Origin of the sequence: Paucibacter sp. DJ2R-2 (assembly GCF_025717675.1) — a bacterium.
Taxonomy (GTDB): domain Bacteria; phylum Pseudomonadota; class Gammaproteobacteria; order Burkholderiales; family Burkholderiaceae_C; genus Paucibacter_A.
In genome coordinates this window covers 1180589-1193224 of sequence record NZ_JAJIRT010000001.1, presented here as the reverse complement: position 1 = coordinate 1193224, position 12636 = coordinate 1180589, and the positions used below count along the sequence as shown (strand labels likewise).

Sequence of the window (12636 nt, the reverse complement as noted above, 5' to 3'; positions counted from 1 at the left end):
CTCCTCGTACTGCAAGCACTCATGCATATCGACTGGCCCTCCTTCACTCCTTTACATGCCTTGCTCGGCGGCCTGCTGATCGGCCTGGCCGCGGCTTTGTTCCTGCTGGGCAATGGCCGCATCGCTGGCATTGCCGGCATTCTGGCCAGCCCCTGGCGGGCGCTGCGGCAGCGCGGCTGGGCGGGCTTCAGCGGCGCGGCCGAGCGCTCGCGCCTGATGTTTCTGGCCGGCCTGCTGCTGGCGCCCTGGGCCTGGCGCTTGTTTGCGCCTTGGCCGGGCCTGACGGTCGATGTGGGCCCGCTGGGCCTGGTGCTGGCCGGCCTGCTGGTGGGTGTGGGCGTGCGCATGGGCAATGGCTGCACCAGCGGGCATGGAGTCTGCGGGCTGAGCCGGCTGTCGCTGCGCTCGCTGGCCAATGTCCTGGTCTTCATGGCCGCGGGTTTCGCCACCGTGTGGCTGATGCGCCATGGCTTGGCGTGATTGACTGATTGAATGATGGATCGGCTGTTCTCGGAGCGACGCGTATGTCTGCATTGATTCGCCACCTCCTGGCTTTGGCCAGCGGTTTGCTCTTCGGCCTGGGCCTGATCGTCGGCGGCATGAGCGACCCGGCCAAGGTCAAAGGCTTTCTCGACCTCTTCGGCGCCTGGGACCCCAGCCTGGCCCTGGTCATGGGCGGCGCCGTGGCCGTGGGCCTGATCGCCTTTGCCCGCGCCGCGCGGCGAGAGCGCGCTTGGACCGGCGAGGCCATGGAGCTGCCGCCGCCCGGCCATGTCGATGGGCGGCTGCTGCTGGGCGGCTTGCTGTTCGGCGTGGGCTGGGGTATCGCGGGCTTTTGCCCGGGGCCGGCCCTAGTCGCCCTGGGCGCGCTCAGCGCCGGCAGTGAATCCGCCTTGATCTTTGTCGCCTCCATGCTTGCCGGCATGTGGTTTCATGACCGCTTTCTTGCGAGAGCTGTCTGAGCGATCGGCCGATTTCTCGCTGTTTTCCTGTGAATTGCGTTTTCCACCAACCCACACCCGGGGGTGTTCCCATGCTTGTCTTCCGTCAGCTTTTTGACCCTGTCTCGTCCACCTACACCTACCTGCTCGGCGATGCCGAGGCCGGCGAGGCGGTCTTGATCGACCCGGTGTTCGAGCACCACCGCCGCGACAGCGCCCTGCTGCGCGAGCTGGGCCTGCGCCTGCTGGCCACGCTGGATACGCATGTCCATGCCGACCATGTCACCGGCGCCTGGTTGATGAAGCAGAGCTGCGGCAGCCAGATCCTGTTGTCCGAGCATGCCGGCGCCAGTCCGGTGGACCGGCCGCTGCGCCATGGTGACCGGGTTGCTTTTGGCCGCCGCTACCTGGAAGTCCGCGCCACGCCCGGTCACACCAACGGTTGCCTGAGCTATGTGCTGGATGACTTGAGCATGGCCTTCACCGGCGACAGCCTTTTGATCCGCGGCTGCGGCCGCACGGATTTCCAGCAAGGCAGCCCCGGCCAGCTGTTCCGCTCGGTGCGCGAGCAGATCTTGAGCCTGCCCCAGACCTGCCTGCTCTACCCTGGCCATGACTACCGCGGCCTCACGGTCACCAGCGTGGCCGAGGAGCTCCGCTACAACCCGCGCCTGGGCGGCGACGCCAACGAGGGCGATTTCGCCGGCTATATGAACCACCTGGGCCTGCCCCACCCCAAGCAGATGGACATCGCCGTGCCTGCCAATCTGTGCTGCGGCCAGCCCGGCGCGCATGGCGCCGAAGGCCAGGACAGCAGCTGGGCGCCACTGACCTTCAGTTTCAGCGGCATCTGGGAAATCCAGGCCGCCAGCCTGGCCGAGCGCCTGGCCGAAGCCCGCAGTGGCGAACTGCAGCTGATCGATGTGCGCGAAGCCCCCGAGTTCACCGACGCCCTGGGCCACATCCCGGGCGCCCGCCTGCTGCCCCTGTCCGAATTGAGCGCCCGTATGGCAGCCGAAATCGACCCCACGCGCCCCGTCGTCGCCGTCTGCCGCTCCGGCACCCGCTCGGCCCAGGCCACGGTGCTGCTGCAGAAATCGGGCTGCAAGCGTGTGGCCAATTTGGCGGGGGGGATGTTGCGCTGGCGGGCGGAGAGGCTGCCGGTGGAGGGTGGGGTGGATTGATTGAACGTGGGGAAGAGCAGAAGGCAACTGGCCAGCGCTCAGAACAGCGATGGGTACCGCTGGTAAACAACAATGTAGATGCCAATGGCGACCTCTAGCGCGCCAACAAGTACCGCCGGTAGTCCTTCAACGACGCGATGGTCGTCCCCGTCTTCCGAGCCCCTGAGCTTAGCTTCTTGCTTGAGGATGCTCCTTACGCCCAAGGCAATGGCAGCCAGGCCGAAAAGCAACATGATCAGCTTGAGGAGCATGGTCTTGGCCAACTTTCGTTTTAGAGCGAATCGCCAAGCCTAAGCGAGTTATCTACGGATTTGAGGCCTGAACCCATGATGCGCGGTCTGGTCCTCCTTGCGTTGCCGTCGTTCAGAACACAGCTCTACAAATGAAAAATGACCCCGAAGGGTCAGGTCTTGCTCATGGAGCTTGAAACGATGGATAGTCTTCGTAGATGGGCTAGGCCTCAGCTCTCTTTGTGGCCAATCCGCGCCTCGTCCGAGTCAAGGTTAGTGCAGCCAGGGCAATGCCAAGAATTGCGGTGGTTGAAGGTTCCGGGACGATGAACGTACCACGGAAGTATGTGGAGGGACCATAGCTAGTTCCTCCGAGACCGATGTCGACAAAGTCCTTGCCAAATGACAGCGTATACCCAAGCAGATTTGAATCTGCGAGAAGGCTGAACGAACTGAAGCTAGATCCTGGCGCGAAGTCCAGATCAGATAGACGCAAGACGATGCCATCTTGCCAGCCTGCAGTCGAAATAAACAAGATCTCGAAGCCAGCGCCGTCAACGTCTATGGTGAAGGAGGACGAGTATTGCTTCTTGTCCGCGTCGCCTTCAACGACTTGGAAAGGCGAATCAAGGCCGTAGCCCGTAATGCGACCGAGCCCGTAGCCTGTATCGATGGTTCTGAGCATAGCAACGTCAACGAAATCACCCGTCAATGGACCCGCAGATGCGAACCCGCTATGGAGCGCTCCAAGTACCGACGCGACGATAAGATTCTTGACCTTCACTCTTAATCTCCCTTTGGTTCTGAACTGAAAATTCTCGTCGATGCTGCCACCAGGCAGTACCCGTAGCTCGGGGATTCTTCCCGTCTTAGGGACGGTTCACCAAGAAGAGTTCGAATCCTTGGCGGCGCCTCATGTGCCCGCGGGGTCAGTCCTCCAACTTCATGGGATTTCGGCCTAACCCTCAGATTTCGCTCACCAGGGGAACGAACAGCGCTAGCCTCAAAGCGTCCTCCCCATTGCCGAGGCCTTCAAAACGAACCTCGCTCGGGTGCCTCCCCCCATGCCTCCGGTCTCGGTGCCCACGATGCGTCCGGCTCCCGCTCCAGAATCGCGCAGACCGCCGCTCCTAAATCGATGCCCAGGTGAAGCTGAGCCGCTGCCGCAGCCCCATCCGCTAAGTTGGCAGCGAGCGCAAACTGGCGGAACGTTTGCCAATCGGCGGCGAACTGAGACACCAGCACTTTGGCCAGGTCGTAGGACAGCTCGTTCCCATCGTCGTTCCGGAGAAAGGATTTGCCGGACCAGAACTCTTGAATCTCCGCAGCCCCCCAAAACTTCAGATGACGGGCGTGCAAATCCCAAGGGTTGCTTGGGGCTTGTGGTGGAGGGCACAGCCGCAGTTCCGTGTTGACGGCCAGGCCTTCGTTCAGCCACGCAGGGATGGGCAAGTGGCTCAGGCAGGCATGGGTCAGCTCATGCGCGATGACCGGCTCCACCGAGCGAAGGTCGGCTTTCACCGTCACAAAGTGGCCGCAGCCTCCGTCGATGTACATGCCGCTGCTGGCCGCAAACTCTCCGGCCTCGGGGTAGTAGTGCGCGACATAACGGTAGTAGCTGTCGTCATCATCGAAGACGATCAGGATGTCATGACCCCACTCTGGCGCTGCAGCCAGCCCCTGCAGCAGATGGACGATCCGCTGCACGGTCTTGCTCACGAAGCTCAGCGTCGCTGCCGCCACATGCTCGGGCAGGGTGGAGATCAGCAGGGCCGAGCCTTGTGATCGCAAGCGGTAGGCCGGCCCCAGGGCGCGGCAGAGGTGCTGCAGCCAAGCCTGTTCGCAAGCGGCCCAGGCCTGCGCCTTGGCGGCCTCGGTTGGCACGTTGGCAATCCAGCGATTCACCGCGTCCCAATCCGTGAGCGGGAAGCCGCCAGCATCGATCAGCGCTGCCGACAGATCGAAAGGTTCAGCGCCCGGTGCGTGGATCACAGCTGGCGGCGGCGCCTGCGCATCTGTCTCCGCATCGGAGTCAGCTCGCACTGCAGCTTTGTCTTTCGTGGTGCCGATCAGGGTTTTCAGAAGTTTGAGCATGGGTGCGAAAGCGCTGATTGCCTCGGGCGCGGATCATGCCTGCTTCGGAGCCTGCCCATCGCCGCTCTTTCGTTCTTCACACCCTCGCCGCTGGCCTCGTTCGATAGAAAGTCACCGGCTCGGCCTTCAGCTGCTTGAGCACGTTCTTGCGCATGGCGCCGACCACATGCATCTCGCAGGGCTTGCAGTCGAAGCGCAGGGTCAGGCGGTCGTCGCCATGCTGCAGCACCAGGGGCTCGGCGCGCACCGTGCCTTGCACGCCGGTCACGCCCTTGGCCTGCTTGGGGCAGAGGCTCAGGCTCCAGCGCACGCAGTGCTTGGTGATCATGAGGCTGACTTCGCCCAGCTCCTCGTGGCTCTCGTAAGCCGCGCCAACGAGCCTGACGCCATGCTTGGCGTAGAAGGCGGCGGCCTGGCTGTTGTAGACATTGGCCAGGTAGCTGAGCGTGTCTTCGGGGTAGGGCACGGGCGGCTCCACCGGCGTGGCGCGGGGCAGGCGCTCGAAGGCCTGGGCGCGGGCTTCTTCGAGTGCGCTGACGGCTTCGCGGCGCAGCTGATTGACCAAAGAGGCGGGGAGAAAACAGCTCTCGCGCCAGGCCAGGCGCACGCGCCGGGTTTCGAAGATGGTGGTGCCCAGCTTGCTCAGCTGATCCTTGAGCGTGGCGTCGGCCTGCTTGGCATCGCGCGCGGGCTCGTGGGCATGCTGGACGCGGGCCACGCCGCGGTGGCCGTCTTCGTCTTTGAGGCTGAGCTCGAAGCCGGGCTGGCCGTCCACCCAGGTCTGGGCCAGGCTCAGGTCCACGGCGATGCGGCGTTCGGCAGAGGGTTTGGCGAGCAGGCGCTCCCAGGCCATGTCGCGGTTGCGGCTCAGGGCCAGATCGCGGCGCAGGTCTTTGAGCTCGGTCACGCTTTGGGCTTCCTGATTGCCGTGCAGATTGGGCGTCACGCGCCAGCGGGTGCCGCCCAGGGGCTCCACCGTGTTGATGGGCACGCCTTGCAGTTCGCCCTGGCGGTCCCACCAGGTGAGGGCGTCGCCGTTGTTGAGGGCAATGGTGGCGTCACCCGTATCCACATCGAAATGCTGCTCGGCCACGGCGACCACATGGCCCACCGGCAGGCCGGCGTGTTTGGGGCTGTCGAAGGCGCCGATGTCAATCTTGCGGCCGTTGACGAAGTAATCGGTGCCGCCGCGGTTGAAGCCCTGCTCGGGCTGCGGCGTGAAGGTGAAGCGGCAGCGCCCGCTGCTGCTGCGGCGGTAGTCGCTGCGGCGCTCCATCAGCCCGTCCAGCAGCAGGCGGTAGTGCGCGGTGACGTTCTTGACCGTGGCCATGTCCTTGTAGCGGCCTTCGATCTTGAAGCTGCGGATGCCGGCATCGGCCAGCAGCTCCAAGTTGGCGCTCTGGTCGTTGTCCTTGAGGCTGAGCACATGCTTGTCGTGCGCGATCACGCGGCCTTGCGCATCGGTCACGGTATAGGGCAGGCGGCATTCTTGCGAGCAATTGCCGCGGTTGGCGCTGCGGCCGCTGTGGGCATGGCTGATGAAGCATTGGCCGCTGTAGGCCACGCAGAGCGCGCCGTGGATGAAGAACTCCAGCGTGGCCTCTTGCACCTGGGCACGGATGGCGCGGATCTGGCCCAGGTCCAGCTCGCGCGCCAGCACCATTTGCGAGAAGCCCACGTCTTGCAGAAAGCGAGCCTTCTCGGGCGTGCGGATGTCGGTCTGGGTGCTGGCGTGCAGCTGCAGCGGCGGCAGGTCCAGCTGCAGCAGGCCTATGTCTTGCACGATCAGCGCATCCACGCCGGCTTCATACAGCTGCCAGGCCTGGCGGCGCGCGCCCTCCAACTCGTCATCGCGCAGGATGGTGTTCATGGTCACGAAGATGCGCGCGCCGAAGCGGTGGGCATGGCGACACAGTCGCTCGATGTCGGCCACGCTGTTGGGTGCCTTGTCGCGCGCGCCGAAACCGGGGCCGCCGATGTAGACGGCGTCGGCGCCATGGTTGATCGCTTCGATGCCGATGTCGGCATCACGGGCCGGAGCCAGGAGTTCGAGTGGGTGGCATTGCATGATGGGCGCTGATTCTAGAGACGCCAAGGCGGCTAAGCTGCGGGCTCAAACCCGCATGAAAGAAGCATCCCCCATGAGCCTGAATGCCTTGCAAAGAGCCGAACTGCGCCGCCGCTGCACGACCGTGGTGCCGGGCTATCCAAGCCTGAATGCCGCCGAGGAATTTGCCGCCCTGGCCGACTGGTGCCGCGCCCGCGAGGTGCAGGGCGACAGCTATGGCCAGGGCGGCTTGCTGGCCGAGTTTGAACAAGAGGTGGCGGCCCTGCTCGGCAAGCCGGCCGCCTGCTTCATGCCCAGCGGCGTGATGGCGCAACTGATCGCCGTGCGCTTGCACACCGAGGAGGCGCGCCTGAATCGCTTCGGCCTGTCGCCCAACTCGCACTTGCTCTTGCATGAGGAACAAGCTTTCGAAAGCCTCTGGGGCCTGCATGGTGTGCCGGTGGGCTCGCGCCTGCGGCCCATCGTCGCGGCGGACTTGCAGGCCGTGGCCCAGCCTCTGGCCTGCTTGCTGGTTGAGCTGCCCATGCGCGAGATCGGCGGCCAGCTGCCCAGCTGGGACGAGCTGACCCAGTTGCAGGCCCTGGCGGCCGAGCGTGGCCTGCCTTTGCATCTGGACGGTGCCCGGCTCTGGCAATGCCGCAGCTTTTACGAGCAGCGCAGCTACGCGGAGATCGTGGCCGGTTTCACGTCCGTTTACGTGTCTTTCTACAAGGACATTGGCGGGCTGTCGGGCGCCATGCTGGCCGGCGATGCCGATTTCATCGCCCAGGCTCGGCTTTGGCTGCGCCGCATGGGCGGCAATCTGGTCCAGCAGACGGCGCCGGCAGCCTCGGCCTGGATGCGCTTTGAGCAGCGCCTGGCCGTGCAGGATGCCTGCTATCAGCGCACCCTGCTGTTGGCGGAAGGGCAGGCCGGTTTGGCTGGCGTCCGTGGCCTGCGCCTGAACCCGGCACGCCCGCACACCAATATGCTGCACCTCCATTTCGACGCACCGGCCGAAGCCATCAACGACGCGCGCGACGCGCTGGCCCAGGCCGAGGGAATTTGGCTCTTCGGCAACGCCCGGCCCAGCGAGGTGCCCGGCTGGAGCTATGCCGAGCTGACCGTGGGCGAGCATCTGCTGGCCTTGGACAACGCGCGGGTGCGCGCCGGGTTCGAGGCGGTGTTGGTAGATGCACAAGGGCGCCAGCCTTGAATCGCCCGGCTCACTCGGCGGCGGGTGGCTCATCCCGTGCGGCGCCAGGCCGACCCTGGGGCCTGTGGGCCTGGGAGTTCTGGGGCTTTGTCAGCAAGGAGGCGCAGGCCTGTCTGTTCGCGGGCCTGTTTTTCGCGGCGGTGTTCTGCGTGCCGCGCGCCGGCTGGTGGGGCCTGCCGCGCTATGACTTGCTTTTGCTGATTGCCTTGCTGATCCAGGCCGGCATGGTGCTCAGCGGGCGCGAGTCACGCGATGAGCTCAAGGCCATCGGCCTGTTTCACCTGCTCGGCTTTGCCCTTGAGGTGTTCAAGACTTCGGCCGCGGTGCAGTCCTGGTCCTACCCCGACTTCGCCTACACCAAGCTGTTCGGCGTGCCGCTGTTCGCCGGCTTCATGTACGCGGCGGTGGGCAGCTACATCATCCAGGCCTGGCGCCTGCTGCAGCTGCGTGTCATCCACCACCCGCCGTATTGGATGGCCGGCTTGATGGCCCTGGCGATCTACCTGAACTTCTTCACCCAGCATGTCTGGGGCGATGTGCGCTGGTACCTGGCCGCGGGCGCCATGGGGCTGTATGCCCGCAGCCAGATCCTGTTTCGGCCGCAACAGCGCGAGTTGAGCATGCCGCTGTGGCTGGGCCTGGTGCTGGTGGCCTTCTTCATCTGGCTGGCCGAGAACCTGGGCACCTTCTTCGGGCTGTGGTCCTACCCGCACCAGCTGGGCGCCTGGGCTCGTGTGCACATGAGCAAGTGGAGCTCCTGGAGCCTGCTGGTGCTGATCAGCTTCACCCTGGTGGTGCAGCTCAAGCACATTCGCGAGCGGGTGCAGGTGCCGGATTGATTGATCTAGGGGAGGGTGGCGCAGCCGCTGGCCAGCTTTGCGGTCTTCGCCGTCATCGACAATGCGGGCCCTTGCCCGGCGCCTGCTCATTCTCGGCGGCGCTTTCGATGACTTGCCCTGTTCGATGTTGTCCTCCCCCAAGTACCTGATCCGCCCCATGCAGCCCGCCGACTTGCCCGAGGTGCTGCGCATCCAGGCAGCCTGTTTCACCGAGCTGCTGCCGGAGTCCGAGGCCTCCCTGGCGGCCAAGCTGCAGGCGGCGCCCTCGCACTGCTGGGTGGCGGCAGCCACGGCTGAGCCCGGCCTCACGCTCGCCGCCTACCTCTTCGCCCTGCCTTGGCGCGCCGAGTCACCGCCGGCCTTGGATGCGGCCGATTGCGTGCTGCCTGTGCAAGCCGACTGCCTCTACCTGCATGATCTGTCGGTCGACCCGCAGGCGCGCGGCTGTGGCCTGGCGCAAGCCCTGGTGCAGCGCTTTCTGGATGGGCTGGCTGCCAGCGGCCTGGACCGGGCCTGCTTGATTGCGGTGCAGAACTCGGCTGAGTTCTGGGGCCGCTGGGGCTTTCAGCCTGCGCCGCAGACCCCGGCGCTGCGCGTCAAGCTGGCCAGTTATGGGCCGCAAGCGGCGTATCTGGAGCATTGGCGCTGAAGGGCGTTTCACAGCCCAGTCGGTGCGGGACATTGCGTGGGGCTGAAAAGTGGGGTCAGAGTGCCATTGAAAATGCACTCTGACCCCACTTTTCTGCTGTTGAAAATGCACTCTGACCCCAGTTTCTGTGTGAAAAGTGGGGTCAGAGTGCCATTGAAAATGCACTCTGACCCCACTTTTCTGAGCTGACCTCAATTCCGTGCGACTGTCGAAATCCAGTCATTTTGAATCGGGGCGCCATCACCTCGAAATTTAGCTTTGCGGGCGTTTCAGAAACTCTCTCCGCTGCGTCTTCAGCGTCGGGCCATCGATGTATTGCGCCAGCCGCTGGAGATCCCTGTCGGCAACACCAAGAGCTTGAAAGAACGCCTTCCAACCGTCGACCGCGGCGGCGATCTTCTTGATGGACGCGAGCGCAGCGTCTTTGCTCAATCCAAAAGCCTGAACCTCCGTCAAGGCGTTTTCCATCGAAGACTCGGCCTCGGCCTTGCCCACCCTGAGCTGTTGCTGGCCCAGGCCCTGGACGGACGGCACGACGTCATAGGCGGGGGACAGGTCGTAGAACCCATCGCTTGAGCGAACGAATGCATGGTTCTTCTCATGGTCGTCCGTGTTGTCCATCAGGATGTTGAACACCATCCGCTCGAACAACTCCTTTTGCTGCCCCCGGATGGCCTGAGGCCGGCCGATCCGTCGCAGACTTTGCGCCAACTCGGGATAGCCCATGGGCATCCCATTGGCGCGCAGCACGGAATTCGCAGAAATCACGTGGGACCGTTGTTCGCCCTCTCGGTCGAAGCGCTTGATGGCGACAGCATGGCCTCGCGCCAATTGCAAGGCACGGGTTTCAGCCACATTCAAACCACACTCCGCAGCCAGGCACATGGTGGCGTGCTCGACCAGCTCGGTATCGAAGTCTTCACCCTCGGAGAATTTCACCACCCACTGACACCCGTCCATCTCGATCAAGGACTTCGGGCGCGCACCGCCAAAGGATGGGCCTGGCTTGATCAGCCGCACCAGCCGTTCATCGAGCTTTTCATCAGCCAGGACAGCCGCAATGGCTTGCTCCATCTCGCCAAGGTTGGCCAACTTGGCCATAGCCCCGCCCCCGCTCGGTTGGTAAGCATCGGCGGCCTTTGAAACACCCAAGGCGCCGAAGCGGTCGTCTCCGGCGAAGTAGAGGTACTCCAACACCGACAGCCTTGATGGCCGGTACAGCTTGCGAATCACACGCTCGCCCCAGCGGTCCGGGCGGGCGTCGTCGACCGCCCCGGCCGCCATGTCGCGTTCCTTGGGCAAGGAGACCCCGCGGCCCAAGGGCAAGTCCTCGCTCAATGCGAAACCCTGCTGAAGCCACATCGGCGAATACTCCAAGCCGACCTTGCGATTGCCTTCGGCCAGGAAGATCTGGCCAATCAGTTGTGGAGACTGGCGCCCCTGACCCAGCCACCAAAGGCTCATGGCGTCCTGCGGTACGTAAACCTCATCCATGGCGACGCTTTCCCGCGTTCTGAATCACCAGCATCTCTTGCGCCAAGGCCTGCGCATCGTTTTCTGGGGCAGCCAGCTCCCGCAATTCGTCATCTCGCCCCATGAGCCAAAGCGCCGTGGCGTATACCCCCATGCTGACGCGAGGGTCGCCCTTCTCCATCGCTGACAAGGTCGGCACCGACACGTCCATGCGCAAGGCCCACGACCGCAGAGACTCTTTGCGGCGTTTGCGTCCCAAGCGCAGGTGATTGCCCAGCACTTCCAAGGAAACTTGGACCGAGCTGGGCAGGCTATTGACGGAGTTGGCGGCCTTAGGCATTCAGCAAGATTACACATAGCGCCACTTTTGTGCAATCTTGATTGCACAAGCGACGAGTCAAAGCAGCCGGGCCGGAAGGGTTCGGGTCGCCGACTTCCATGGCGAGCCACCGGCTCAACGGCCCGGCAACCCAGCAGCTCGATGCACAGCCAGAGGGCTGCCGGGCCGCGTGCCGTCCGCAAAAATCCGCTTGCACCCCTCCGTCTATGTGTACTACGATACTAGTACACGTTGACAGGCAAGGCCTGCCGGCGTGCTTGCAGCAGCAGCACCAGCAGCGGAGGTCACTTGTCGCAGTCCCAGAATCACGGCCCGTTCGCGTTCCGCATCAACACCGGATCGACCGAGCCCATCTATCGCCAGATGGTCGAGCAGCTGCGTCGCTGCGTGGCCAGCGGGCAGCTCGTGGCCGGCCAGGAGATTCCCTCGGTGCGCGAGGTGGCCTTGCAGCTGGCCGTCCATCCGATGACGGTCTCCAAGGCCTACAGCCTGCTCGAGGCCGAGGGCTTGCTGGAGCGCCGCCGCGGCCTGGCCATGCGGGTGGCGGCCCAGCACCAGCGGGCGCAGCCGCGGGCCGAGCGCATCGAGCTCCTGCGCCCCGTGCTGGGCCAGGCGGCCGATCAGGCGCGTCAGCTGGAGCTGCCCGCCAGCGCCGCCTTGCATTTGTTCGAAACCATTCTGAAAGAGGGAGAGTCCCAATGAGCGCAGTCCTTTCTTCCCAGGCCCTGCCCGGCGCCACCAGCCTGGCCGCAGACCTGCCCGGCGCCACGGCCCGACTCGACACTGTGTCTCTGAGCTACGGCAGCAAACCGGTGCTGCAAGCGCTGAGCTGGCAGCTGCTGCCGGGCCAGGTGGTCGGTCTGCTGGGCCGCAACGGCGCGGGCAAAACCACCTTGCTGGAAGCCTTGCTGGGCCTGCGCGAGCCACAGGCCGGCCAGGTGCAGCTGTTTGGCCAGGCGGCCACGGCGCTGGACGACGCCGCCCGCGCCCGCATCGGCTATGTGCCGCAGCACAGCGATCTGTTCGAGGGCTTCACGGCGCGCCAGTTGCTGGCTTACTTCAAGAGTTTCTACCCGCGCTGGAACGAGGCCAAGGTCGAGGGTCTGCTGTCACGCTGGGACATCCCACGCGATCAGATGATCTCGCGCCTTTCGGGCGGCCAGCAGCAGCGTCTGTCCATCATCCGCGCGCTGGCGCATGAACCCGATCTGCTGGTGCTGGACGAGCCGGTCGCCAGCCTCGACCCGGTCGGTCGGCGCGACTTTCTGCGCGAGCTGGTGGACCAGGTGCTGGACCGCGGCACGACCGTGGTGTTCTCCACCCACATCCTGTCCGATCTGGAGCGGGTCGCCTTCAACCTGGCCTTTCTGCAGAACGGCCGCATCGCCGTGCAGGCGCCGCTGGACAGCTTGATCGAAGAGGTGCGCCTGGTCAGCGGCCCCAGCGCGGCGATCCAGGCCTTGCTGGCCGGTAGCGGCGCCGAGCTGCTGCGCCGCCAGCCCGAGGCCGCCGGGCGTGAGCGCTGCGTGCTGCGCTTTGCTCCCGGCCAGGTGCCGCTGCTCCATGGCGAGCTCAGCGTGGCCGAGCTCAATCTCGAAGACCTGTTCGTGGAGTTGACCTGAT

General features: G+C 64.7%; 14 protein-coding genes. 8 read left to right on the top strand and 6 right to left on the bottom strand.

What is annotated here, in order from left to right; genetic code table 11:
• Positions 1–21 precede the first annotated feature (21 nt).
• From LNV28_RS05180 to LNV28_RS05170, 3 genes are all read left to right on the top strand, one after another.
• The gene (locus LNV28_RS05180) at positions 22–480 is read left to right on the top strand and encodes a YeeE/YedE family protein (protein WP_263516164.1); all 459 of its coding nucleotides are present in this window, start codon (positions 22–24) and stop codon (positions 478–480) included.
• 44 nt (positions 481–524) lie between these two features.
• Positions 525–962 carry a DUF6691 family protein gene (locus LNV28_RS05175; protein WP_263516165.1) on the top strand — a complete coding sequence of 146 codons (438 nt, stop codon included), beginning with the start codon at positions 525–527 and terminating at the stop codon, positions 960–962.
• Positions 963–1033: 71 nt separating this feature from the next.
• Complete coding sequence (locus tag LNV28_RS05170; protein ID WP_263516166.1) at positions 1034–2125, top strand: rhodanese-like domain-containing protein; 1092 nt, start codon at positions 1034–1036, stop codon at positions 2123–2125.
• A 38-nt stretch (positions 2126–2163) separates the two neighbouring features.
• Here LNV28_RS05170 and LNV28_RS05165 read toward each other — a convergent pair whose 3' ends face one another.
• From LNV28_RS05165 to LNV28_RS05150, 4 genes are all read right to left on the bottom strand, one after another.
• Complete coding sequence (locus LNV28_RS05165; RefSeq protein ID WP_263516167.1) at positions 2164–2376, bottom strand: hypothetical protein; 213 nt, start codon at positions 2374–2376, stop codon at positions 2164–2166.
• Between the two features lie 202 nt (positions 2377–2578).
• A complete protein-coding gene (locus LNV28_RS05160) occupies positions 2579–3139 on the bottom strand; it encodes a PEP-CTERM sorting domain-containing protein (protein WP_263516168.1) in 561 nt (186 codons plus the stop codon).
• Positions 3140–3387: 248 nt separating this feature from the next.
• On the bottom strand, positions 3388–4449 hold the full coding sequence (locus tag LNV28_RS05155) for a hypothetical protein (RefSeq protein WP_263516169.1): 1062 nt from the start codon (positions 4447–4449) through the stop codon (positions 3388–3390).
• Between the two features lie 76 nt (positions 4450–4525).
• Complete coding sequence (locus LNV28_RS05150; protein ID WP_263516170.1) at positions 4526–6517, bottom strand: peptidase U32 family protein; 1992 nt, start codon at positions 6515–6517, stop codon at positions 4526–4528.
• Positions 6518–6590: 73 nt separating this feature from the next.
• On the opposite strand from LNV28_RS05150, the gene LNV28_RS05145 reads away from it, so the two are divergent.
• The 3 genes from LNV28_RS05145 (at position 6591) to LNV28_RS05135 (ending at position 9200) form a co-directional block, all read left to right on the top strand.
• Positions 6591–7712 (top strand): threonine aldolase family protein, encoded by a 1122-nt coding sequence (locus LNV28_RS05145; RefSeq protein ID WP_263516171.1) that lies wholly within the window; start codon positions 6591–6593, stop codon positions 7710–7712.
• Positions 7709–8551 (top strand): DUF817 domain-containing protein, encoded by an 843-nt coding sequence (locus LNV28_RS05140; RefSeq protein WP_411969904.1) that lies wholly within the window; start codon positions 7709–7711, stop codon positions 8549–8551. Before LNV28_RS05145 ends, LNV28_RS05140 begins: the two co-directional genes overlap by 4 nt.
• 124 nt (positions 8552–8675) lie before the next feature.
• Positions 8676–9200, top strand: a complete 525-nt coding sequence (locus LNV28_RS05135; RefSeq protein WP_263516172.1) for a GNAT family N-acetyltransferase — start codon at positions 8676–8678, stop codon at positions 9198–9200.
• 252 nt (positions 9201–9452) lie between these two features.
• On the opposite strand, the gene LNV28_RS05130 is transcribed toward LNV28_RS05135, so the two are convergent.
• Complete coding sequence (locus LNV28_RS05130; RefSeq protein ID WP_263516173.1) at positions 9453–10694, bottom strand: type II toxin-antitoxin system HipA family toxin; 1242 nt, start codon at positions 10692–10694, stop codon at positions 9453–9455.
• On the bottom strand, positions 10687–11013 hold the full coding sequence (locus LNV28_RS05125) for a helix-turn-helix domain-containing protein (RefSeq protein WP_263516174.1): 327 nt from the start codon (positions 11011–11013) through the stop codon (positions 10687–10689). Before LNV28_RS05125 ends, LNV28_RS05130 begins: the two co-directional genes overlap by 8 nt.
• Positions 11014–11301: 288 nt before the next feature.
• Between LNV28_RS05125 and LNV28_RS05120 the strand changes: the two genes are divergently transcribed.
• Complete coding sequence (locus tag LNV28_RS05120) at positions 11302–11715, top strand: GntR family transcriptional regulator (protein ID WP_263516175.1); 414 nt, start codon at positions 11302–11304, stop codon at positions 11713–11715.
• Entirely contained in the window at positions 11712–12635 is a 924-nt protein-coding gene (locus tag LNV28_RS05115; protein ID WP_263516176.1) for an ABC transporter ATP-binding protein, read from the top strand. The genes LNV28_RS05120 and LNV28_RS05115 overlap by 4 nt, the downstream gene beginning before the upstream one ends.
• Position 12636 lies beyond the last annotated feature (1 nt).

What these genes read in the sequence shown, in the direction of transcription:
- LNV28_RS05165 (WP_263516167.1), bottom strand. Translation starts at nt 2,376, where the DNA reads ATGCTCCTCAAGCTGATCATGTTGCTTTTCGGCCTGGCTGCCATTGCC.
- LNV28_RS05155 (WP_263516169.1), bottom strand. Translation starts at nt 4,449, where the DNA reads ATGCTCAAACTTCTGAAAACCCTGATCGGCACCACGAAAGACAAAGCT.
- LNV28_RS05175 (WP_263516165.1), top strand. Translation starts at nt 525, where the DNA reads ATGTCTGCATTGATTCGCCACCTCCTGGCTTTGGCCAGCGGTTTGCTC.
- LNV28_RS05125 (WP_263516174.1), bottom strand. Translation starts at nt 11,013, where the DNA reads ATGCCTAAGGCCGCCAACTCCGTCAATAGCCTGCCCAGCTCGGTCCAA.
- LNV28_RS05115 (WP_263516176.1), top strand. Translation starts at nt 11,712, where the DNA reads ATGAGCGCAGTCCTTTCTTCCCAGGCCCTGCCCGGCGCCACCAGCCTG.
- LNV28_RS05135 (WP_263516172.1), top strand. Translation starts at nt 8,676, where the DNA reads ATGTTGTCCTCCCCCAAGTACCTGATCCGCCCCATGCAGCCCGCCGAC.
- LNV28_RS05150 (WP_263516170.1), bottom strand. Translation starts at nt 6,517, where the DNA reads ATGCAATGCCACCCACTCGAACTCCTGGCTCCGGCCCGTGATGCCGAC.
- LNV28_RS05145 (WP_263516171.1), top strand. Translation starts at nt 6,591, where the DNA reads ATGAGCCTGAATGCCTTGCAAAGAGCCGAACTGCGCCGCCGCTGCACG.
- LNV28_RS05130 (WP_263516173.1), bottom strand. Translation starts at nt 10,694, where the DNA reads ATGGATGAGGTTTACGTACCGCAGGACGCCATGAGCCTTTGGTGGCTG.
- LNV28_RS05180 (WP_263516164.1), top strand. Translation starts at nt 22, where the DNA reads ATGCATATCGACTGGCCCTCCTTCACTCCTTTACATGCCTTGCTCGGC.
- LNV28_RS05170 (WP_263516166.1), top strand. Translation starts at nt 1,034, where the DNA reads ATGCTTGTCTTCCGTCAGCTTTTTGACCCTGTCTCGTCCACCTACACC.